The sequence below is a fragment of the Paenarthrobacter sp. JL.01a genome, assembly GCF_025452095.1.
GTDB lineage: Bacteria > Actinomycetota > Actinomycetes > Actinomycetales > Micrococcaceae > Arthrobacter.
Map to the genome: position 1 here is coordinate 2000361 of NZ_CP104877.1, position 22009 is coordinate 2022369.

General features: G+C 62.3%; 18 protein-coding genes and 1 pseudogene. 10 read left to right on the forward strand and 9 right to left on the reverse strand.

Annotation, left to right across the window (positions count from 1 at the left end; genetic code table 11):
• Window positions 1-47 precede the first annotated feature (47 nt).
• A complete protein-coding gene (locus N5P29_RS09515) occupies window positions 48-1430 on the reverse strand; it encodes an MBL fold metallo-hydrolase RNA specificity domain-containing protein (RefSeq protein ID WP_262278321.1) in 1383 nt (460 codons plus the stop codon).
• Between the two features lie 81 nt (window positions 1431-1511).
• On the reverse strand, window positions 1512-1874 hold the full coding sequence (locus N5P29_RS09520) for an SPW repeat domain-containing protein (protein ID WP_262278322.1): 363 nt from the start codon (window positions 1872-1874) through the stop codon (window positions 1512-1514).
• Window positions 1875-2104: 230 nt separating this feature from the next.
• Here N5P29_RS09520 and N5P29_RS09525 point away from each other — a divergent pair, with 230 nt between their 5' ends.
• Window positions 2105-2800 carry a response regulator gene (locus tag N5P29_RS09525; protein ID WP_262278323.1) on the forward strand — a complete coding sequence of 232 codons (696 nt, stop codon included), beginning with the start codon at window positions 2105-2107 and terminating at the stop codon, window positions 2798-2800.
• Between the two features lies 1 nt (window position 2801).
• Here the strand turns inward: N5P29_RS09525 and N5P29_RS09530 are convergent, their stop codons facing one another.
• On the reverse strand, window positions 2802-4514 hold the full coding sequence (locus N5P29_RS09530) for a sensor histidine kinase (RefSeq protein ID WP_315973387.1): 1713 nt from the start codon (window positions 4512-4514) through the stop codon (window positions 2802-2804).
• A 132-nt stretch (window positions 4515-4646) separates the two neighbouring features.
• Between N5P29_RS09530 and N5P29_RS09535 the strand changes: the two genes are divergently transcribed.
• Genes N5P29_RS09535 through N5P29_RS09550 form a run of 4 tightly spaced genes read left to right on the forward strand, consistent with a single transcriptional unit; the run spans window position 4647 to window position 8661 of the window.
• Window positions 4647-5114: a pyridoxamine 5'-phosphate oxidase family protein gene (locus tag N5P29_RS09535; RefSeq protein WP_262278324.1), complete on the forward strand. Its 468-nt coding sequence runs from the start codon at window positions 4647-4649 to the stop codon at window positions 5112-5114.
• 60 nt (window positions 5115-5174) lie between these two features.
• Complete coding sequence (locus N5P29_RS09540; protein ID WP_262278325.1) at window positions 5175-5639, forward strand: pyridoxamine 5'-phosphate oxidase family protein; 465 nt, start codon at window positions 5175-5177, stop codon at window positions 5637-5639.
• Between the two features lie 24 nt (window positions 5640-5663).
• A complete protein-coding gene (locus N5P29_RS09545) occupies window positions 5664-6731 on the forward strand; it encodes a zinc-dependent alcohol dehydrogenase family protein (protein WP_262278326.1) in 1068 nt (355 codons plus the stop codon).
• The gene (locus tag N5P29_RS09550) at window positions 6724-8661 is read left to right on the forward strand and encodes a heavy metal translocating P-type ATPase (protein WP_262278327.1); all 1938 of its coding nucleotides are present in this window, start codon (window positions 6724-6726) and stop codon (window positions 8659-8661) included. The genes N5P29_RS09545 and N5P29_RS09550 overlap by 8 nt, the downstream gene beginning before the upstream one ends.
• On the opposite strand, the gene N5P29_RS09555 is transcribed toward N5P29_RS09550, so the two are convergent.
• The gene (locus N5P29_RS09555; RefSeq protein ID WP_262278328.1) at window positions 8606-9028 is read right to left on the reverse strand and encodes a pyridoxamine 5'-phosphate oxidase family protein; all 423 of its coding nucleotides are present in this window, start codon (window positions 9026-9028) and stop codon (window positions 8606-8608) included. The genes N5P29_RS09550 and N5P29_RS09555 overlap by 56 nt on opposite strands.
• Before the next feature lie 169 nt (window positions 9029-9197).
• On the opposite strand from N5P29_RS09555, the gene pta reads away from it, so the two are divergent.
• Window positions 9198-11267, forward strand: coding sequence for a phosphate acetyltransferase (gene pta, locus N5P29_RS09560; RefSeq protein WP_262278329.1), 2070 nt, complete (start codon window positions 9198-9200; stop codon window positions 11265-11267).
• 15 nt (window positions 11268-11282) lie between these two features.
• On the opposite strand, the gene N5P29_RS09565 is transcribed toward pta, so the two are convergent.
• Entirely contained in the window at window positions 11283-11738 is a 456-nt protein-coding gene (locus tag N5P29_RS09565; protein WP_315973388.1) for a universal stress protein, read from the reverse strand.
• 51 nt (window positions 11739-11789) lie between these two features.
• Window positions 11790-14391: pseudogene (locus N5P29_RS09570) on the reverse strand (cation-translocating P-type ATPase).
• A gap of 147 nt (window positions 14392-14538) precedes the next feature.
• Here N5P29_RS09570 and N5P29_RS09575 point away from each other — a divergent pair.
• Window positions 14539-15075 (forward strand): pyridoxamine 5'-phosphate oxidase family protein, encoded by a 537-nt coding sequence (locus tag N5P29_RS09575; protein WP_262278330.1) that lies wholly within the window; start codon window positions 14539-14541, stop codon window positions 15073-15075.
• A gap of 49 nt (window positions 15076-15124) precedes the next feature.
• On the opposite strand, the gene N5P29_RS09580 is transcribed toward N5P29_RS09575, so the two are convergent.
• Window positions 15125-15931, reverse strand: coding sequence for a universal stress protein (locus N5P29_RS09580; protein WP_262278331.1), 807 nt, complete (start codon window positions 15929-15931; stop codon window positions 15125-15127).
• Between the two features lie 158 nt (window positions 15932-16089).
• Here N5P29_RS09580 and N5P29_RS09585 point away from each other — a divergent pair, with 158 nt between their 5' ends.
• Window positions 16090-17235, forward strand: coding sequence for an acetate/propionate family kinase (locus N5P29_RS09585; protein WP_262278332.1), 1146 nt, complete (start codon window positions 16090-16092; stop codon window positions 17233-17235).
• On the forward strand, window positions 17235-19640 hold the full coding sequence (locus N5P29_RS09590; protein WP_262278333.1) for a phosphoketolase family protein: 2406 nt from the start codon (window positions 17235-17237) through the stop codon (window positions 19638-19640). Before N5P29_RS09585 ends, N5P29_RS09590 begins: the two co-directional genes overlap by 1 nt.
• A 13-nt stretch (window positions 19641-19653) precedes the next feature.
• Here N5P29_RS09590 and N5P29_RS09595 read toward each other — a convergent pair whose 3' ends face one another.
• Together N5P29_RS09595 and N5P29_RS09600 are read right to left on the reverse strand one after the other, a co-directional pair.
• Window positions 19654-19920 carry an SHOCT domain-containing protein gene (locus N5P29_RS09595; protein ID WP_262278334.1) on the reverse strand — a complete coding sequence of 89 codons (267 nt, stop codon included), beginning with the start codon at window positions 19918-19920 and terminating at the stop codon, window positions 19654-19656.
• A gap of 40 nt (window positions 19921-19960) precedes the next feature.
• Complete coding sequence (locus tag N5P29_RS09600) at window positions 19961-20731, reverse strand: SDR family NAD(P)-dependent oxidoreductase (protein ID WP_262278335.1); 771 nt, start codon at window positions 20729-20731, stop codon at window positions 19961-19963.
• Window positions 20732-20923: 192 nt separating this feature from the next.
• On the opposite strand from N5P29_RS09600, the gene N5P29_RS09605 reads away from it, so the two are divergent.
• The gene (locus N5P29_RS09605) at window positions 20924-21373 is read left to right on the forward strand and encodes a DUF1003 domain-containing protein (RefSeq protein ID WP_262278336.1); all 450 of its coding nucleotides are present in this window, start codon (window positions 20924-20926) and stop codon (window positions 21371-21373) included.
• Window positions 21374-22009 lie beyond the last annotated feature (636 nt).

Consider the following 22009-nt stretch of genomic DNA (forward strand, 5'->3'; position numbering starts at 1 on the left):
ACTGGCCGTAATCGGAAGGTTAGGGCCCTAAGTCCCGCAATGGCGCGTCAGTGGGGGTTGTCGAGCAATACCTTTTCCAGATACTCCGGAACCCGGGCCTTCCATCCCAGTTCATGCTTGATGCGAAGGCGCAGGGCCTCGGAGGCTTCAGCTTCGCCATGCGTCACATAAGTCATGCGGGGCGCTTGTGGCGCCGTGCGCATCCAGCTGATGATGGCGTCCGCATCTGCGTGGGCGCTAAGCCCCTCCAGCTGCACCACTTCGGCCCGAATGCGAACATCGTGTCCGTAGATCCGCATCTCGCGGGCTCCTGCGGCGAGGGCCGCGCCCCTGGTTCCCCCGGCCTGGTAGCCGCTGAGGACCACGGCATTGTTGGCATCTCCGCCGTAGGCTTCAATGTGGTGCAGGATCCGACCACCAGTGAGCATGCCGCTCGCTGAAATGATGATCATGGGACCTCCTCTGAGGCTGAGGAGCTTGGAGTCGTCAACGCTTCTGGTCATCCTGGCCAGTTGGTACATGGCTTTGAACTCTTCTGGTTTGAGCCGATGCTCTTCAGGGTGCTGCTGGTATATGTAGCTCGCGTCAATGGCCATGGGGCTGTTGAGGTAGATGGGAATCTCCGGAATGGCACGTTTTCGCATAAGCCTGGCCAGTTGAAGGAGGAGGCTTTCAGCCCTGCCTACCGCGAAGGCGGCAATGAGGACCACCCCGCCGCGTTTGGCTGTCCGGGACACCACGTCCGCCAATTCCTTTCCGGCGTCGCCCGTAGGGTGTTTGCGGTTGCCATACGTTGACTCCGTGACAAGCACCTCGACGGCTTCCAGAGGCCGGGGCGGGTTCATGAGGGGGTCGTCGGCACGGCCCAGGTCTCCGGTGAAGTGAATCGACTGCTGGCCGGCGCGCAGGTGGATCTGGGCTGCGCCAAGTATGTGCCCGGCCGGCACGAAGACCGCCTCGAAGGCATCCCCTACGTGCACAGGGGAATCGAAATCCACGGGCCGGAAACTCTGCAGGGATCGAGTGGCGTCCAAGGCAGTGTAGAGCGGCAGGACGGGATCATGGATGGAGGAGCCTGTGTGTTCTGCATGGCGGGCTTCCTCTTCCTGCAGGTGCCCGCTGTCCGGCAGCAGGAGCCTGCAAAGCTCCCTCGTGCCTTCGGTGCTGTAGACGGGGCCGCGGAAGCCGTCCCTGACCAGGAGGGGAAGGTAGCCTGTGTGGTCCAGGTGGGCATGTGTCAGCAGGACCGCATCGATTTCCGAGGGTGGGACGGGGAACGGTCTGCGGTTGCGTTCCCGGAGACGTTTGTAGCCTTGGAAGAGGCCGCAGTCCACCAACAGGCGGGTGCCCTGGTACTCGACGAGGTAGCGGGATCCCGTTACCGTGTCAGTTGCACCGAGGAATCGAAGAACGGCCTTGTTTCCAACCATCACAACTCCTTCCGGGCCGGCCACTGGCACAGGGCGATCCGACGCCGCAGCGGCAGCGGCGCCGGATCGGATTGCCGCCTGTCAAGGTGCCGGCGCAACGTGGTGATGCCGGTATTCCTCGGTGCTGGGCCTGATGGCCAGGGCCGTGACCACCAAAGCTACAGCGCCGGCGATCCAGGCGGTCCACGCGGCCCCCGTAGCCGAAGTGAAGGCGCCCACCCAAGGGGCCAGCAGCAGTGCCACGGCAATAACGGCCTGCGCCCATTCAACAGCCGGCATGCCCGGCATGGCCAGGTTGATTGCTGCGCCTGCGATCAGCAGGATGCCCAAGGTGACCATGATCGCCGTCGACGATCCTGTCTGGGAAGTCCAGAGGACCGACAATGCCGTGTAGGCACCTGCGGCGGCAACAACCCAGTCCTGCCATCGCGTCCATCGCTTCATGGAAATCGTGCTCCTTCTGTGGATGCCCGGACGCGCCCTTTGCGCTTGGTTTCCGGTATCCCGTACTTCCACATTCCCCGCCCGGCCCCCGCAGCAACAGGGCCTAAAGTCACCGCGCGTGGTCGGGCCCTTGGTCCCTTGTAAGGTAGGCGCGAGTGGTTCAGAATCGACACAGTCCGCAACGCAGACGGAGTTCACAGGCGCCACCATGCGCCGGACAGGAGCGCGTCATGAATGTCCAGGAGGTGCCCGTTGCCAACACCGGCAACGCCGGGCAGGTTCTCAGGGTCTACATTCTCGACGACCATGAGTTGGTCCGTCGGGGCCTCCAGGAGTTGCTCGAAAACGAAGGTTTCCTGGTGGTGGGGATGTCCGGGTCGGCTGAGGAAGCAACGCGGCGCATTCCGGCCTTGCATCCTGACATAGCTGTTCTGGACGCAAGGTTGCCGGATGGCACCGGGATCGAGGTCTGCCGTAACGTGCGCTCGGTGGACCCTGCGCTGAACTGCGTGATCCTCACCAGCTACGACGATGAGCAGGCCTTGCGGGGTGCAGTCATAGCCGGCGCGGCCGGCTACATCCTTAAGGAAATCGGCGGCACTGACCTTTTGGGTGCGCTGCGCCGGGCAGCCCATGGCGAATCCCTTTTCGACGACACCGTGCGCGAGCGTATCATCCAAGGGCTCACCGAACCTGAGCGGCCGGATCCGCGGGTAGCGGCATTGACTCCACAGGAACGCAGGGTTTTGGAATTCGTGGGGAAGGGCTTGACCAACAGGCAGATCGGGGAGGAGATGGTGCTGGCTGAAAAGACAGTCAAGAACTACGTATCGTCCCTGCTGGCAAAATTGGGATTCGAGCGCCGAACACAGGCTGCCGTTTTCATGGCCCACGCTCCGGAGGGGGAAAGAGGAACCTTGGGCTGAGTCACGCCAAGGGGACGGACCACGTCACAGTGGTTCCCTCGCCCGGCCTGCTGGTGATGGTGCAGGAGCCGTGGAGTCCAACCGCCCGCTCGACCATGTTGGCAAGGCCGTTGCCGGGAACGGCGTTGTCGAAGCCGCGGCCGTCGTCGCTCACTTCGACGGTGAGTGAGTCCGGTGCGACGACAACGGAAACAGCGATCGTTTGTGCCTCCGAATGCCGGACGGCGTTGCTAAGCCCCTCCGAAATGACCGCCAGCAGGTGCTCGATGACGACTTCGTCTTCCAACGCGTCAACCCTGCCCGTCAGCGTCAGATGCGGTGTATAGGGGAGGGCCGCCGCGCCTGAACGCACCTTCTCAAGGATTCGACTGCTCAGCGGGCCGCGGCCAGGAGAAAGGGCACCGAGCGAATAGATCGTATCGCGCAAGTCCCTGATACTGGTGTCCAACTCATCGGTGATTCCATCTATCCGCTCCGGCGCGGACGGGTCGGCCGTGAAGCGCCGGAGGCTCTGGATGCTCAGTCCGGCCGCGAAAAGCCGTTGGATGACAAGGTCGTGTAGGTCCCGGGCTATCCGGTCCCTGTCGGTAAAGACCAGCGACTGCTCACGGAGACGGCGGATCTTCTCCAGCGCCAGTGCCATGGCCACGTGGGAACCGAACACGGACGCCATTTCAGTGTCAGTCGAGGTGAACTCTCCCGCTTCGATGTTCCGGGCCAGGACCAACAAGCCATAATGTGTTCCCTGGGCGCTGAGATCCACCACCAGCACCTTGGGTTGGATGAAGCCTTCGCTTATGCCGGGCAGGTTCCAGGTATCTTCAACGACGATGCTGCACCCGGTAAGGATGATGTTCCCCACTGCCGGCGCATCCACGGAAAACAGCATGCCTACGGGATCCGGGCCGCTCCGGTTGTTGGCCGCCGCCACAGAGTAGGCGCCACTGCCGGCGGGAACCAAGGCTATTGCCAGGGAACTGCCGGTCTCTGCCGCTGCACTTTCCGTGACGATGTCCAAGATGGCTTCCGCCGGCTTGTCCTCCCGATCGCGGTCCAGCAGTTGGTCGGTCACGGCCATGCAGGCCTCAAGCCACGCCGTGCGACGGCGCCCGTCCTCATAGAGCCTCGCGTTTTCAATGGCGACGCCGGCTGCGGCGGCAAGGGCCACGGCGAGGTCCTCGTCTTCGGGCGTGAAGTCACCACCATCTTCCTTTTCCGTAAGGTACAGATTGCCAAAGACCACGTCCCGGACCCTGATTGGGACGCCCAGGAACGACTTCATCGGGGGATGGTCTTCGGGAAAACCATAGGCCCGGGGATGCTCCCGCAGGTCATGGAGACGGAGGGGGGCCGGTTCGGTGATCAGCAGGCCCAGGACTCCGTGCCCCGTGGGAAGGGGACCGATGCGCCGGGCGCGATCCTGGTCCATGCCCACGGTGATGAAGTGGCTCAGTGCATTGTCCTCGCCAATTACGCCCAGGGCCGCGTACCGTGCCTGGAGCATCTGGCGCGCGCACTCCACAACGCGTTGAAGTACTGCTTCGAGGCTCAAGTCGCCGGCCACCGCCACCACGGCTTCCAGCAACCCACGGGTTCGTTCCTCGGCCATGAGCAATTCCCCGGCCCGAGACATGAAATTCCGGAGGAGTTCCTCCAGGGGGACCTTGGAGGGCTGGTGTTCCTCCGCTGATGGGCCGGACGGGTGGTTCATCATTGCCCTCCCAAGGCGGGCTGGATGCTGGGCGTCTTCGTGGACAGACTACTCTGGACTCCCGGAGGCTGGCGACACCTGGACACGGGTCTTTCTACCCTGTCCTGCTGCCCTGAACGCCCTTACGGTCAAACCATGACCAACAAGGCAGTACCCGAAACGGAAACCCTCGATATCAAGCAGTGCTGGGAGCAGCTCCGGAGCGTGTCGGTGGGGCGGCTAGCGGTGTGGAACACCGACCATCCGGACATTTTCCCGATCAACTACAAGGTGGACCACGGCACGTTGGTCTTCCGGACCGGAGAAGGCACCAAGCTCCACGCAACCCTGGGTGCCACTCCCGTGGCGGTAGAGGCCGACGGCGTGGACGCCGCTTCCGGGGTGGCGTGGAGCGTGGTGCTCAAGGGAAAGGCCGAGAGCATCAAACTCACGCAGGATGTCCTGGATACCGTGGGTTTGTTGCTCTTCCCCTGGCAAGCTGGCCGCAAAGACCATTTCATCCGCATCGTCCCCACCTCCCTGACCGGGCGGCGCTTCAAAGTCACAGAGCCGCTGACGTGGTGGAGCCCGCTCGACGACGCCACCCGCGCTGGTCTCGAATAGCTGGCGTTTTTAGGACCTACGGCCCTAACGACGTCGGTCCGTCGACGTTAGCGTCATGCCATGGAAAAGACACCTCGGGAAGCCGTCGAACGACTTGAGCCCGAAGAATGTTGGGACCTGCTCAGTCATCAAACCGTAGGCCGGCTCGCGGTCCTCGCCGAGGGACATCCGGACGTTTTTCCGGTGAACTACGTCCTGGACCAGGACGGGATCGTGTTCCGAACAGGTGCCGGAACCAAGTACTGGAGTGCCATGACGGCGCCCTGCGCGTTTGAAATCGACGGGTATGAAGCCCTCGCATCCCAGGCCTGGAGCGTCGTGGCCAGGGGGCGGGCGGCGGTGATCCTGGAGCGTCACGAACTCGCAAAAGTTGGCGCACTTGGTCTGGATCCATGGCAACCCGGAAGCAAAAACCATTACGTCAGGCTGACTCCGGAATCCATCACGGGCAGGCGCTTTACCACCACCCGTCCCGATGTTTGGGATGCACCACTCAACGACGCCCGCAGGGAGTCATTCCGCTGACGGGCATGGCAGAAAGGCGATGCAGTGAAGGCCCTCGTGTATGACGGGCCCGGAACGAAAACGTGGAAGGACGTTCCGGATCCTATGATCAGCCAACCCACGGACGCGATAGTGCGCATTGACACAACAACCATCTGCGGAACAGACCTTCACATCCTGAAAGGAGATGTCCCGGCAGTAAAGCCCGGGCGGATCCTCGGCCACGAAGGGGTAGGCACTGTCACCGAGGTGGGCAGCTCGGTCAGCGGTATCCGGCCCGGCGACCGGGTGATCATCTCTTGCATCAAGTCCTGCGGACACTGCAGCAACTGCCGGAAAATGTTGTTCTCCCATTGCCTGGGGGATGAAGGGCAGCCCGGCACTGGATGGATCTTTGGCCACCTCATCGACGGGACCCAGGCCGAATTCGTACGCGTCCCCTACGCAGAAAACTCACTGCACAAGGTTCCCGAAAACGTCAGTGATGACGAGGCCGCCATGCTCTCGGACATCCTGCCAACCGCTTTTGAAATCGGAGTCCTCGATGGCCGGGTAGCCCCGGGCGACATCATCGCCGTCGTAGGAGCCGGACCTATCGGCTTGGCTGTCATGGCAACAGCGGGGCTGAGCGGAGCCTCGATCATCATCGCCATCGATCCCAACCAAAGCCGTTTGTCCCGCGCTGCGGAATTCGGAGCCACCCACACCATCAATCCGGGCAATCCCGACTGGTTGAACGAGGCCCTTTCCCTTACCGATGGCTCCGGCGTGGACGTGGTCATGGAAGCGGTGGGGCTCCCGGAAACGTTCGCCATGTGCCTGCAGCTGGTCAGGCCCGGAGGGAACGTGGCCAACATCGGTGTGCACGGCAAATCTGCAGAATTGCCGCTGCAGGACCTGTGGATCCGCAACATCAACATCAGCATGGGGCTGGTAAACACCAACACCACACCCATGCTGCTGCGCCTCGTTGCCCAGCACAAACTTCCCGCCGGGAAATTCGCCACCCATCACTTCCCGCTGCACCGGATCACGGATGCCTACGAAACTTTCGCTCAAGCAAGCGAAACGCAGGCGCTGAAAGTGGTCTTGTCCAGGGACGTCCGTGACTGACCGCAACCCACCGGGGTTTATCGGTCTGGCCCTGCGCTATCCGCTCGTTGGAACTACGGTCCTGGTAGGCGCCGTGGTCGCCGTTTTGTCTCTCGGCGGGCAGGGCGGGGCGGCGCAGGCGATGGCATCCATCTACGCGCTCTCGGTTGCCTTGTATCGCGCAGGGTCCATGGTCAAGGGTCTTTTCCGCGGACGCTGGGGCATCGACCTGCTCGCAATTGCCGCCATTGGCGCGACGGTCGCGGTCGGCGAATATATCGCCTGCCTGGTGATAGTTCTCATGTTGACTGGAGGCGAGGCCCTGGAGGACTACGCCCAAGGCCGCGCCGCCCGGGAACTGACCGCACTGCTCGCGCGATCTCCACGGATTGCGCACCGCGAAAGCGAAACAGGTGCCATCGTGGACATTCCGGTAGAGGCGGTAAACCCAGGCGACGTTCTCTTGGTTAAGCCGGCGGAGACCATCTCGGTGGATGGTGAACTGTTGTCGGAAGCCGGAACATTCGACGAGTCCGCCTTGACCGGGGAGAGCCTTCCCGTGGAGCGGTCGCGGGGCGGTTCGCTGCTTAGCGGCTCCGTCAACGGGTCCGAAGCCGTGCGCATGCGGGCAACAGCCACCGCCAAGGACTCGCATTACAGCATGATAGTTTCACTGGTCGAGGAAGCAGCTGCCAGCAGGGCCCCCACCGTCCGCCTGGCAGACAGATACGCTGTTCCATTCACCCTGGCGGCTTTTGCTTTGGCCGGTGCTGCGTGGTTCATCAGCGGGGATCCTGTTCGATTCGTTGAGGTCCTGGTGGTCGCTACTCCGTGCCCGTTGCTTATCGCTGCCCCTGTGGCATTCCTTGCCGGCACCAGCAGGGCGGCGAAGGCGGGGGTCATCATCAAGAACGCGGGCACCTTGGAACAACTCAGCAAGGTAAGGACGGCCGTCTTCGACAAAACCGGAACGCTTACCGAAGGCACACCCATGCTCGTGGAAGTCCGGTCGGCCATGCCGGCATCTGTGCCGGCGGATCTGCTGCTGCAGTTGGCCGCCTCGGCGGAACAGTATTCCTCGCACGTCTTCGCGGCCTCTGTGATAGCGGCGGCACGGGTTCGAGGCTTAGCGCTGCTGCCTGCCAACGATGCCACCGAACAGGCAACAAACGGTGTTGCCGCCCTGGTCGGGGCACGCCAAGTCATTGTGGGCAAGCCCGCTTTCGTCCGCGAACGGGCGAAGGGCTTCGAGCTTTCCTCACTCAAGGGCGGCCAAGTTGCCGTCTACGTGGGTGTGGACGGCCGCTTCGCGGGCAGCCTGATCATGAGCGACCCCTTGCGGCCTAACGCCGTAGCCACGCTGGCAAGTCTGCGCAGACTCGGTGTCCGCGAGGCGTTATTGCTGACCGGAGATGCCGCGAGCACAGCCCTGTCCATTGCCGCAGAAGCCGGCATGGGAGACGTGTTGGCTGAATGCCTGCCTGAAGACAAAGTCAAAGCCGTGGCGGCTTTGACCGCCCGGCCGGTGATGATGGTGGGCGACGGCATCAATGACGCGCCTGTCCTTGCCGCGGCCGATGTCGGAATCGCCATGGGCGCGCGCGGCGCCACTGCCGCGAGCGAATCAGCCGACGTGGTCATCATGCTTGATGATCTGGCCAAGGTTGCGGTGGCGGTCGCTGTCGGTCAGCGCACTTTGCGCGTTGCACGCACCAGCATTTGGACGGGAATTCTCCTCAGTCTGGTCCTGATGGTGGTTGCTTCCTTGGGCCTTATTCCTCCGGTTGCCGGGGCGCTGCTCCAAGAGCTCGTGGATCTGGCAACCATCCTCAACGCCCTGAGGGCGTTGGAAGGGCCAGGGCACGGCAAGCCGCGACGGTCCGGAAAACCGGAACCTAGTACCGCTCCGGCTCATCACCAAGCTCAAAGTGCCGGCCATGGACCCGTGTAGGGCGAATTTCGACGTAGGTGTACTTGCGGGTGGGAATCCACGGTTTGAGCGGCAGTTTGTCCGCCTCGTCGATCTCCGTCTGGGACTCAATGACGCGGGCAGTGCCCTTGAGGACCACGCTCCAGGCTTCGCCTTCACTGATCTCCTCCACCTCGAACGCCACACGTTCATTGACGGTCAATTCTGCGAGCTTTGTTCCCGGATTGGTCCGAACCAGCAGCCTGCCTTGGTCGGCGATGAAGTTCAGCGGATAGATGTCAGGTTCGCCCAGCACGCTCACTGCCAAACGGCCGTGTTGGTTTCGTTGCAGGACTTTCCACGACTCATCATCGGTCAGCACGGTGCCGGGCCGTTCGTCAGTTTCCATGACTGTGTTCCTCCTGGTGTGGAATCGGCGGCGGAGGGAGTCCTCGCCTTCGCCTTCTTGGTTGCGATCCTATGGGCGGGGCACTGCCGGCAAACAGGGTCCAAGGTCCCCGGCCCCTTGACGTTTCCGGGGCCCCGATAACCCGCGGACACAAAGACAGAAGGAAACCGTGGTTCAGGGCCTGTACGTAGCCTCCGCGGCCCCCGGAACCGGCAAATCGTTGGTGCTCCTGGGCCTTGTTGACATGCTCCATCGCCACGTGGGGCATCTGGGTGTATTCCGCCCACTGGTCAACGGCCAGAGCATCCGAAAGGACCCTGTGGTGTTGTTGCTCAGACAGCTATACCAGCTGGGCGCCCCGCAGTGCAGGGGCGGATCCTCCTTATCCGGCGCCATGACCGGCATGGAATGGAAGCACGCGGACGGGTTGGTGGCCGGAGCCCTGGAAATTTACAGTCGCATGTCACTGGCGTGTGACGCCATAGTGGTGGATGGCTCGGACCTGCGGGGACCTGATCCACAACGTGAATTTGAACTTAACGCGGTGTTGGCCAGCAATCTGGGGTTGCCCGTGATGGCCGTCGTTGGCGGAGGGGGCCAATGCCCCAGCCAGGCCGGACAAGCAGTAGCCTCGGCCCTCCGGCGGTTCGGCGCAGCTCACTGTTCCGTGCTTGCTGTGGTAGTCAACCGCGTGGAGCCTGGAACCGAATCCGTCGTGGAAGCGGCAGTAAAGATGGCCGCCCCGGACATACCGTGTTTCATCATCCCAGAGGTCCCCGGGATCTCGACCCCAACGGTCGCCGACATAGCAACGTCGCTCCGACTAAGGGCCATTACAGGCAGCAAGCAACGGGACAGGGACGTTCGGAAAGTCCGGGTGGCCGGAATGAACGCCGACGCCTTCTTGGACGTACTGGACAGTGGAGACTTGGTTGTGGTTGCCGGGGACCGTACGGAGGTCATTCTGGCGTGCGTTGCTTCGGCGCTCTCACCGGATAAGGCGGCCCCGGCCGGCATCATCCTGACCGACGGCCTCCGGCCCGTGCCCAAGGTCATGAATTTGCTGGAGAGCGCACCCTTCCCGGTCTTCAGTTCACGGAGGGACCTGTCTGCAATTGCGCAGCGTGCTTTGGCGGTCCGCAGTGAAATTTATACCGGAGAGACCCGCAAGATCGCTGCTGCCATGGGGATCTGGTCACGCAGGGTCGATGAGGCCGGACTCCTGGGACAACTTGCCCTGCCCCGCCCCTCCGCCATCACACCGCTGCGCTTTTTCAACGATTTGATTGAGCGGGCGCGCAAACACCAAAAGCACATCGTTCTGGCGGAAGGGGAGGACCTTCGTATCCTTCGCGCGACTGAAATCCTGCGGCGCCGTGATGTGTGCCGGCTGACACTGCTCGGAAACCCTGCCGCAATCCGCGCGTTGGCCACCACCCACGGCCTGGACATCGCCGATGTACCCATTGTCGATCCCGTGGCATCGCCTGATGAGGAGCGCTTTGCGCGTGAGTACTGCAGGTTGAGGGCCCACAAAGGGATGATCCTCGAACGCGCCAGGGAAGTGATGCTCGAGCCGAGCTATTACGCAACCATGATGGTCCATCTCGGCTTGGCCGACGGAATGGTCTCCGGTGCAACCCATACCACCGCGAATACCATCCGACCCGCCCTTGAGTTCGTCAAAGGACGGAATCCCCGGGACGTCGTTTCCTCGGTGTTCTTCATGCTGTTTCCGGACAAAGTCCTTGTCTACGGAGACTGCGCCGTCGTTCCCGATCCAACCGCTGAACAGTTGGCCTGCATCGCGGTGGCGTCTGCAGATACCGCAGCGAGGTTCGGCGTCGAACCCAGGATTGCGATGCTGTCCTACTCCACAGGCCAGTCCGGCGCCGGCACATCCGTGGACAAGGTAAGGGGTGCCACGGCGCTGGTGAAAGCAGCGCGGCCAGACTTGCCCGTAGAAGGACCCATCCAATACGACGCAGCGGTGGATGCAGACGTGGCCAGCACCAAGCTTCCCTCTTCAGCAGTGGCGGGAAAGGCTACCGTGTTCATCTTCCCCGACCTCAACACAGGCAACAGCACCTACAAGGCGGTGGAGCAATCTGCCGGTGCGGTCGCCGTCGGCCCAGTTCTTCAAGGACTCCGCAAGCCCATTAACGACCTGTCCCGGGGATCCACCGTAGAGGACATCATCAACACCGTTGCCATCACGGCCGTCCAGGCCCAGGGATGATGCTTCTGGTCCGGGCTATTCGTCGTCGGCAGCGACCAGGAGCACCGGGCAGTGGGCGTGGGCCGCGCAGGCCCGGCTTACTGAACCGATCGCTTGCCCCAGGAAACCGCCGGCTCCATGCCTGCCGACAACAAGCAACCGGGCATGACGGCTCTCTTCCACCAGGACTTTGGCTGGCTCGCCGAACTTCACTGTCACTTTCAAGCCCGCCGGGGGTGAATCTCCGAATGCCCTCATCAGCGACTCATCAACGAGGCGTCTGGCAGTGTCCTCGAGTTCCGAGGTGAAACGCGTCAGCTCATGTTCCAAGCGCGAGGACAGGTAGTAATCGGACATTCCGACACAGGTAATCACCTCTATTGGTACCCCGAAGGCAGGTGCCATACGTCCGGCCATTTCCAGCGTCGTTGACGAAAAGTCCGAGCCATCGACACCCACGATCACCCGGGCTGCGGTGTTTTCTGAATTCATGGGACCAGCTTGTCGGTACAGGCCACGGCTCACTAGGGCCAAAGGACACCTTCAGGATCGGTGCGAATGGCGGTGCCGCAAGTGTTTGTAGGCCCAGTCTGCGGCCAAGACGGCCGGGATCACGAAAACGCCTACGCTCCACCCGAGGACAGTTGGGGGAGCCTGGCCCAGTATCTGTGCCAGCGGAGGGGCATACAGGAACACGGCCAGCGCGGTCAGTTCGGCGGCAATGGCCCACAGCAGGAGACGGTTGCTGAACCAGCCCTGCCGCCAGGGGGGTACCGTGGCGCTTCGGCAGGCGAATGCCGTGGCCATTTGACCCAGCACCACCGTGGCGAACGCAGCTCCGGATGCGTCCATGAGTAATGACATGTCCCAAGGCCTGCCACGGGACCACCCACCGGAAAAAAAGCACAACAGTGAAGGCAGCCATGGAGACCAACGCTTCCGTGGGCCCCATAATGACAAAAGCCCGGAGCATCAATTGACGGTCCATCAGATGTCGCTTTTCAGGAGGCCTTTGAAGCACCTTCTTGCCCGGCTGCTCCGCCCCAAGAGCCAAGGCAGGCAGCAAGTCAGTACCAATGTCCAAGGCAAGAATCTGAAGGACGCCAAGGGCCAGCGGGAACTGTCCGCCGGACAGGGCCCAGATGACGAATGGTGCCAGTTCGGCCACATTGTCCGTCAAATGGTAGGTCAGGAACCGGTGGATGTTGGCGTATGTGGCCCGGCCTTGCTCGATGGCCCGCACGATCGTGGCGAAACGGTCATCCAAGAGCACCAAGTCGGCGGCTTCCCGTGCCACATCCGTGCCGCTAAGGCCCATGGCCACACCAATATCGGCCTGGCGCATTGCAGGACCGTCATTGACCCCGTCTCCGGTCATGGCAACCACATGGCCCCTGGACTGCAGCGCCTTTGCCACCCGAAGTTTCTGCTCGGGCGAAACCCGGCTGACCACCACCCCGTCGCGATCCAGGAGTGCGCCGAGCATTTGCTCGTCCCCGGGGAGGTCTGCGCCTTGGACCACCCACTTGTCAGGACCGGCGAGCCCGATTTCCTCAGCAATGGCACCGGCTGTCGCGGGATGATCACCGGTGATCATCCCAATCCGGATACCGGCTGCCCGCGCTTTTGCGATTACTTCCCGAACATCCGGTCGAGGCGGGTCATGAAGGCCAATCAACCCCAGGAATTCCAAGTTCTGCTCGGCTTCGGCGGGGCCGCCCCGCAACCACTCGTCAGGTGTTCCGGGGAGGGTTCGCTGGGCCGCAGCCAGCACCCTCAGCCCACGGGCCGCCATGCCATCTGCCACGGAGGCCATGCCTGCCACCGAGTCCCCGCACAGCGGCAGGACCGATTCCGGGGCACCTTTGACGAGAAGAGTGTTGCCCGCCAGCGCCGATTCCCGACGACGATCGGCGTCGAACGCGAAGCGCCCGACCGGTTCGACGGCGACGCGGTCACCGCTCGAGAGCCGCTGTGCCAACGCGTCCAACGCCGCTTCCATGGGATCACCGTCGGCAGACCATTGGTCGTCGCGCAGCACTGCCCGGCCTTGGGACGCGGTTCGGGCACACAAGGCCACCTCCAGGGCGGCCTCGACCCCCGTACCACTGATCACAGCAGTGGGTCCGTAGCCGTCTCCCTCGATCCCCACCACGCCGGCGGGAGTGAAAACCTCGACGGCGTTCATCCGGTTTTGGGTCAGGGTACCGGTCTTGTCGGTGCAGATGAACGTTGTTGACCCCAGTGTCTCCACCGCCTCCAGGTTCCGCACCAGGGCTTTGCGTTCGGCCATCCGTTGGGCACCCATGGCCAGGGACAGTGTGACCGTGGGGAGCAAACCTTCCGGAATCAGGGCCACCGCTACTCCGATGGCAAACAGGAACGAGTCCCGCCACTGGATCCCCACCAGAAGCGATACCACGAAGAACACGCCGGCGACGGCCAAAGCAACTGTTGCCACCACCCGCACAATTCTTCGAAGTTCCAATGTCAGGGGAGTGGGAGGTGACTTGGTGCCGCTCGTCAACGCGGCGATCTCAGCCAGCTTTGTGCGGGCACCCGTCGCGGTCACGAACGCCGTGGCATCGCCGTTGACCAGAAAGGTGCCGCCCCAGCCTTCATCGTTCATGGCCTTGGGGATTGCCATGCTTTCGCCGGTCAACATGGACTCGTCCACGGTACAACCGGACGCAGCAACAAACTTCAGATCCGCCGGAAGCTTGTCCCCGGACTTAAGGACGAGCACATCGCCCGGAACAAGCTCACTGGCATGGACGGTTTGCAGCCGGCCGTCGCGCCGCACGGCCACATCAGCCGGCAACAGGTTTTGGAGCCGCTCTGCGGCGTGTTGGGCGCGTTCTTGCTGAATGTGCGCAAAAACGCCATTGACGATGACCACCACAATGATGGCTATGCATAGTTGCGGCATCCCGGCAATGTAGGCCAAGGCAGCCGCAGCCCAGAGCATCAGGGCGAAGAAGTGCGTAAGCTCTCCAAGAAGTTTCCTCCACTGCGCAACTGCACGTGCCGCCGGCAGCGTATTCGGACCGAGCGACGCCAGCAGGTTTCTGACCGCGCGCGAACTAAGGCCCTCCATATTGGGAGCCTCAGGCAACGGGGCTTGGGGTATTTTGCGGACGGTCATCACTCCTCCACGGCGGGCCTGTTCGAGCACAGAATCCTCCGCCACGGCACCAGAGGGTAGGGCCAAAGGACACAGGGCCTCTGAGACTTCGCATGGTCGGGTCTTTCAGCCCTATCCACCGACTGCAGCCGGCGCTACGCTCGCCGCATGGAGAACACGGCAGCGGCACAAGACACCAAAGAACTCAGCATCCATGACTGCTGGAAGTATCTGCAATCAACCGCCACGTGCAGGATCGCGCTGGTCAACGGGGACGTCCCGGAAATCTTTCCCGTGAACTACGTCCCCAACTTCGGCACGGTCCTTTTCCGGATCGGGCAAGGAACCAAACACCAACTGCTGCGTGAACGCCCGCTGCTTGCCATCGAAGCCGATGGCTTCAACCGCTACGGCACGGTTGCGTGGAGCGTCATCCTCAAAGGCCGCCCGGAATTTGTTGAACAACCTGAGGAAATCCAGGAGGCGGTGGACTCAGGTCTGTCGCCTTGGCAGGCCGGGCACAAAGACATCCTGGTGAGGGTGACGCCGTCGGAAATCAGCGGACGCCGATTCGTCATCGCGCCGCCGGCCAGATGGTGGCCGCCAGTGGAACCGTCGTCGGCCGAGGATAGCGGCAGTGCGGGCGACACGGAGCCCGCGAGGGAGCCAAGGGCAACAGCTCACGACGGCGGCGGCGTCCGGTAACTACGTCGTCGACGTTCCAGCGGCCTATCGATCGCTGGGCTGGTTTGCTTCACGCGGGAAGCGCCAAGAGCGTTGGGCACCGGACATTCAGGAGTGCACGCTCGGCCACCGACCCCAGCAGTACGCGAAGCCCGCCCCTGCCCTTTCGGCCAATGACCAACAGTTTGGCATCAGAGGATGCTGCAGCCAAAGCGTCCGCAGCGGAATGGTTGGGATCCACTCGAACACGGATGTTGACTTCGGGAAAGTGCGCGCGAACCCATTCCACGGAATCTGCAACAACATCGTTCCGAATGCGCTCCGCCTCGGCTGCGGGGACGGCATGGACGATGACCAGCTCCTCGCGGATTCGTTGTGCTTCGCCGGCCGCCAGCTCCAAGGCACTGACCGAGTCCCTCGACCCGTCCACGCCGACCACTACACCAAATGACGGCCTCCTCAAGTGGTGGGGTATGACCGCTACCGGGCAACGGCTGGTCACTGCAATCTGGAAACTCACGGAACCGTAGCCCTGCCCCTCCGCTCCGGGCCTCCGATCGGTTCCCACTACAAGCAACCCCGCGCTACCAGAGAGACCCGCCAGGGTCTGTCCCGGTTCCCCGGAAATAACCTTCGAGGATATTTCCAAACCTGGAAAGGAGACAGCGAGGCGATCTGCTGCGCTGTTGAGCAAGTCTTCCGCGCCTTTATTGGCCAATGCATTCTCTTCAGGGCTTCGGAAAGCCCAGCCGGGAGGAGTGACATGCACCAGGGTGACGTCCGCGCCCAGGGCCTGTCCCCGGTCGGCCGCCCAGTCTGCCACAGTGTCACTGCCGTCGGAGCCATTGAGTGCGGCCAGTATGTGCATGTTTGACATCGACTTTCCCTCCGCCTTGACTCCCTCTGCGGATCACTCTGTGCCTGACGGTCCGGGTTCGCAAGGGACCGAAGGCCCTGACACTGAGCTGTCAGGTGCGTTAATGTCCAAGGAAGAGTGCTTGTCCTGTCCATGGCCCCGGCGGGAGGAAAGACTGCATGCGCATACTGGTGCTCAACCCAGGCTCGTCGTCCTTGAAATATCAGGTACGGGAAACCAACTCCGCCAACGACACCCAGGAAGTGATCGCTTCAGGCCATGTCGGCTGGACTGATCAGCATCAGGACCGCCTCAACACGCTGTCCGCTGTCTTGGACGAAGTGGACGAAATCACGGCCAGGCCGGATGGTGTCGGGCACCGCGTGGTCCACGGCGGCGTCCACTTCGACGGACCCGTCCGGGTGACAGCGGGAGTCGTTGAGACCATCAAAACACTTAGCACGCTGGCGCCTCTCCACAACCCCGCCAGCGTGGAGAGCATCGACGTTTGCGCGCGGCACTGGCCCGGAATACCGCAGGTCGCCGTCTTTGACACGGGCTTTCACAGCACCATTCCGGACTTTGCTGCCCGGTACGCCATTGCCCGGGACGCCTACCCGGACCAGCCTGTACGGCGTTACGGGTTCCATGGAATCTCCGTGGCAATGGCGTGCCAGGACGCAGCCACGTTCCTGGGCCTGCCAACGGAAAGGCTCAATGCCGTGGTGGCCCACCTTGGAAATGGGGCTTCAGTGACCGCTGTAGAACAAGGCCGCAGCATGGATACATCAATGGGTATGACGCCGTTGGAAGGCCTGGTCATGGGAACGCGTACCGGTGACCTGGATCCTTCCATTGTTTTGTTGCTGCAAAGAGCCGGAGCGACCGTGGACGAGGTCGACGAACTCCTGAACCACCGTTCGGGACTGATGGCTTTGGCGGGCACCCCGGACATGCGTCGGATCGAAAAGGGCGTGGAAGACGGAGATCCCAGTGCGGTTCTGGCCCTCAAGGTCGCGGGCTACCGTTTGGCCAAGTACATCGCTGCCTACTCAATGGTTGTTGGTGGTGCAGACACGCTGGTGTTTACCGGGGGGATTGGCGAGAACTCGGCTCTTTACCGCCAGGCCACAGTGTCTTGGCTCGGGCCTTTGGGGATCGCCTTGAATGAGGGGAGGAACCAAACAGTGGCCGGGGGTATCCGGGACATTGGGACAAAGTCTTCACATGCCCGCGTCCTGGTAGTTCCCAGCGACGAAGAGCGTGCCATTGCCAATTCAACAGTTGCCTTGTTGACCGGGAACGAGACGAAAGGAGGACAGTGATGGGCTTTGACGACAAGGGCACTGTGGAGCAGTCGGAAGATTTCGGCTTGCTCGACAGATACTGGGCGGCGGCCAATTACCTCACAGTCGCCCAGATCTATTTGCAGGAGAACCCACTCCTTCGTGAACCGCTTCTGACCGCGCACATCAAGCCACGGCTGCTGGGTCACTGGGGAACAAGCCCTGGTCTGTCGCTGATCTACGCCCACCTGAACAGGGTGATCCAGCGGACGAGTGCGAACGTGCTGTTCGTGACCGGCCCCGGTCACGGCGGACCAGCCGTCGTGGCCAATACCTACCTGGAAGGCACCTACTCAGAGACCTATCCCGAAGTCAGCCAGGACCTCGAGGGACTTAGACGGCTCGTAAGGCAGTTCTCGACGCCCGGGGGCATCTCCAGCCACGTGGGTCCCGCTACGCCCGGTTCGATCCATGAAGGCGGGGAACTGGGCTATTCACTCATGCACGCCACGGGCGCTGCCATGGACAACCCGGACCTGATCGTGGCCTGCGTCGTTGGCGATGGCGAAGCGGAGACCGGGCCCTTGGAGGGCTCCTGGAAAGCACCGAACTTCCTGAACCCGGCCCGGGACGGCGCGGTTCTGCCGATCCTGCACTTGAACGGACACAAGATCTCCGGCCCCACCGTCCTGGGCCAGCGTCCGGACGGCGACATCGTTGCCCTGCTGCGGGCCCATGGCTGGGACGCGGTGGTGGTATCCGGTAACAACCCCGGGACTGTCCATCCGGCCCTGGCCAGGGCCATGGACTCTGCCTTTGCCAGCATTCGCGCTGTTCAGTCCCACGCCCGCGAGCACGGTGTCACTGGCCCGGCGCGATGGCCGGCAATCATCCTCCGTACGCCCAAAGGTTGGACGGGGCCCCGGCAAGTGGACGGCCACCAGGTGGAAGGCACCTTCCGTTCCCACCAAGTGCCTTTGCCCGCCGTCAGGGAAAACCCGGACCACTTGGTCCAGTTGGAGGCCTGGATGCGCTCCTACCAACCTGAAGAGTTGTTCGACGACGACGGCCGGTTGGTCCCCGAACTGGAAGCATTGGTTCCCGACGGCGGCTTCCGCATGGGAGCGTTGCCGGCATCGCGGGGGGCTGGCCGTGGTGCACTTCAGGTACCCGACGCCACCCGCTACGGGGTGCCGGCTGCGCAGCGGGGCCGGACGATGATCAACAGCACCAAACCATTGGGGGAGATGCTCAGGGACATCTACGTGGAAACAGCTGATTCACCGAAGTTCCGGTTGTTCTGTCCGGATGAGACCAACAGCAACCGGCTGGGTGCCGTTTTCGAAGCTACCGACCGCTGCCTGGTGGTTCCCGAGGCAGGAAACGGTGCATTGGAGCACGTGTCTCCTGACGGAAGGGTGATGGAAGTCCTGTCCGAGCACCTGTGCCAAGGGTGGCTCGAGGGCTATCTGCTGACAGGCAGGTACGGGCTCTTCGCCAGTTACGAAGCATTCGCCATGGTCAGTGCCTCGATGACCATCCAGCACGCCAAATGGCTGCAGCATTCCCGTGAGCTTCAATGGCGGGAACCGGTGCCGAGCCTGAACATCCTTCTCACCTCCACCTGCTGGCGGAACGACCACAACGGCTTCAGCCACCAAGGGCCCGGCCTCATCGATTCTGTCCTGTCCCTCTCCGGCTCGGTGGTGCGCGTTTACCTTCCACCCGACGCGAACTCGCTCCTGGCCGTAGCCGAGCACGTGCTCGGCAGTAAGGACTACGTCAACCTTGTGGTCATCGACAAGCAGGAACACCCGCAATTCCTTAGCCTGGAGGAAGCGCGCGAACACGCAGCCGTGGGGGCTTCAGTATGGGAATGGGCGGGCAACGAATCAGCCGTCGCCGGCTCGGATGGCTCGCTGCCCGACGTCGTACTCGCCTGCGCCGGTGACGTACCCACCCAAGAGATGCTGGCCGCCGCCTGGCTCCTCCGGAAGCACGTCCCGGCGCTGCGGATCCGTGTGGTTAACGTTATCGACGCCATGGCCCTTACGCCGGCTGAATCGCATCCACATGGCCTTTCCGAAGACCGGTTCGAACGACTGTTCACGGCCGATGCGGATGTGGTGATGGCATGGCATGGCTACGCCCGTGCCCTCCACCAACTGCTCCATGGCAGGCCCCGTCCTGAACGCTTCCATGTCCGCGGATACAACGAACAGGGGGCCACCACGACGCCGTTCGACATGGTGGTGCTGAACGAAGTGAGCCGGTACCACCTGGTCATGGAGACTCTGCGTCGGTCGGCACGCCGACCAGAGGGAACCCAGGAACTCCTGGAGCATTGCCGGACCATGCTTGCGGCGCATGGAAACTATATCCGCGAACATTTTGAGGACATGCCCGAGGTAAGGGACTGGGTGTGGTCTGATCCGGAGGACTGAACCGCCGGTCAGGTCAGTTGCCGTCCCCCAGGATGCGCAGGTTCTCCCGGTAAGCCTCCGCGGTCAATTCGCCACGGGCGAAGCGCTCGTCGAGTATCAAACGGGCTGCGCTTCGCCCGCTGCCGGGTGGCGTGAACTTTTGGTCTTGTCGGTTGCCGGCGATGGACGCGCCGTTGTTAAACAGACGCACCGTGATGAGGATGAGCAGCGCCAAAGCAATTAGTCCGGCTATCGTCCATATGACCATCCAACCGTTACCCATTCCGTAACCCCACATCATGTCCTGCACCCTTTCGCCTCATGCCGTCGCGATGGCTTGTTTATATTGCGGCCCAGCCGTTATCCGAGGGCAGCACGGCACCGTTGATGTTCGTTCCGTCGCGGCTGAGCAGGAATGTAATGCCCGCCGCGACTTCTTCCGCTTCCGCGATGGGTGTCACATTTGTTTGCATCAGTGGCCCCAGGACTTCCACGGCCAGTTGTGAGTTGAACTCCGCGTGGATGTTTGTCCTGGTCCCGCCCGGGCAGACGGCATTTATCCTGATGCCGCGCCTCCCGTACATCACTGCCGAGCTGCGGGTCAGTCCGATGACCGCGTGTTTCGATACGGTGTAGGCGGCTCCGGCGGCTGAACCCCGCAGGCCTGCTTCTGAAGACACATTCACAATCGAACCCCTGCCTGTCTCCAGCATCAGTGGCAGGGCTGCGCGCATGAGGCGCATCATCGAGTTGAGGTTCACGTCCAGAACGCGTTCCCACGTGGCGTCATCGACTTCATGGACGGGTTGGAAGCTGTCCATGATGCCGGCAACGTTGGCCAAAGCATCAACCTTTCCGTCCGTCGCTGCTATGACCTGCTGCACAGCATCTTCGTTGCTGACGTCTCCGGTCACGGATATGAGATCCAAGTCCGGATGGTCCGTGGTCAGTTGCTTGAGTCCCTCCCGGCTGAGATCACTGGCGATGACCCGTCCACCTTCGCGGGCTACACGCAAGGCTGTGGCACGGCCTATGCCGGAGGCGGCTCCGGTGACGATTACGGTCTGTCCGTCGAACCGACCCGGTGTGACAACTTCATTCCACGTGGGCATCTAACTGCTCCTCCTCGTAGGGCAATCCGGATTCCTGCAGGGGTGCCATGACCGGACTGCGGCATCGCTTTGCCTCCAGCCTCGGCATCCCGCGTGAGAGGGACAAGTGCTGAAAGTCCTTGGTGCAGGGCTGACACAGACAAGGTCTTTCGGCCGTACCAGACGTAGGGTCCAGGTACATATGCTGTGCGCATGACTGACCGGAACAAGACCTGGCACGGACAGCACAAGGCGGGCCTTACCCGAGGTGAACGGGCAGCAGATGTCCTCCGGAATGGCATGGGCAGCTGGACCTTCGTGGGGCTGTTCGTGCTGTTCATGATCGGTTGGGGAGCAGTCAACACTTATTTGCTTGGTACGCAGGCTTGGGACCCGTATCCGTTCATCCTGCTCAACCTTTTCCTGTCCATGCTGGCGGGACTTCAGGGCGCCATTCTGTTGATCGCCGCTAAACGGCAGGATGCCATAGCCGCCGCCATGGCCTTGCATGATTATCAAACCGATGTCCAAGCGAAGATTGAGATAGAACGGCTCATGGCCATCAACAACCAGCAGATGGAGATGTTGCAGGGCATCCGGACACTCCTTGAAAGGAGCCAGACGCCAGACGCCGAATTAGAGTGCGAGGCTGCCGACGCGTAAAGCCGATAGGCCTTACACAAGGTGACCTGCCGGCCGATAGCCGCATGTCGTTCCGGCGGGCTGAGTGCCGCCGCGTTTTGGGTGTTCGACCGACTGGCGGGAGTCATGGCCTTTAGGCTGCGGGGCCTCGTCGCGGCCGGAGGCTGCGCGCGGACCAAAAGGTAACGTCCAACAGAAAGACTGCAGAGGCCGCAGCGTCGAGCTCCTGACGCAGGGCTTTCAGAGCTCCTGGGTGCGCCAAGTGGCTCTTTTCGGTGTTCGATCGAGCAAGAAAAGAAGTATGGACAATGTCCACACTTTCCGCCCTGGACTGGCCCGTACACCCTCCGGACTGCCCCGGATTCCGCATGTTTTCGCTACTTCTCAGCAATAACAAGGGAAGGAATCGCGTTCGAGTCCCACCTCGGGAACAGGAAGACCCCCTGCGGAGGGCTTTTGCTTTTAAGTGTGGCTAAAGCTTGTGGTCGCGTCTCTCCGAGGGTTGGTTGGGGCTTTGCGGGCCGCGAAGGACTCATCAACGGCCTGTTCCACCGAAACCTCGGGCAGTCCGGCAAAGCGGGAAGTGCTGGCAACTACGAGGACCCGGAGCAACTAAAAGCGTTTCCCTGGCGAGCCGGTCAGTCGCAGGCGGGGGCG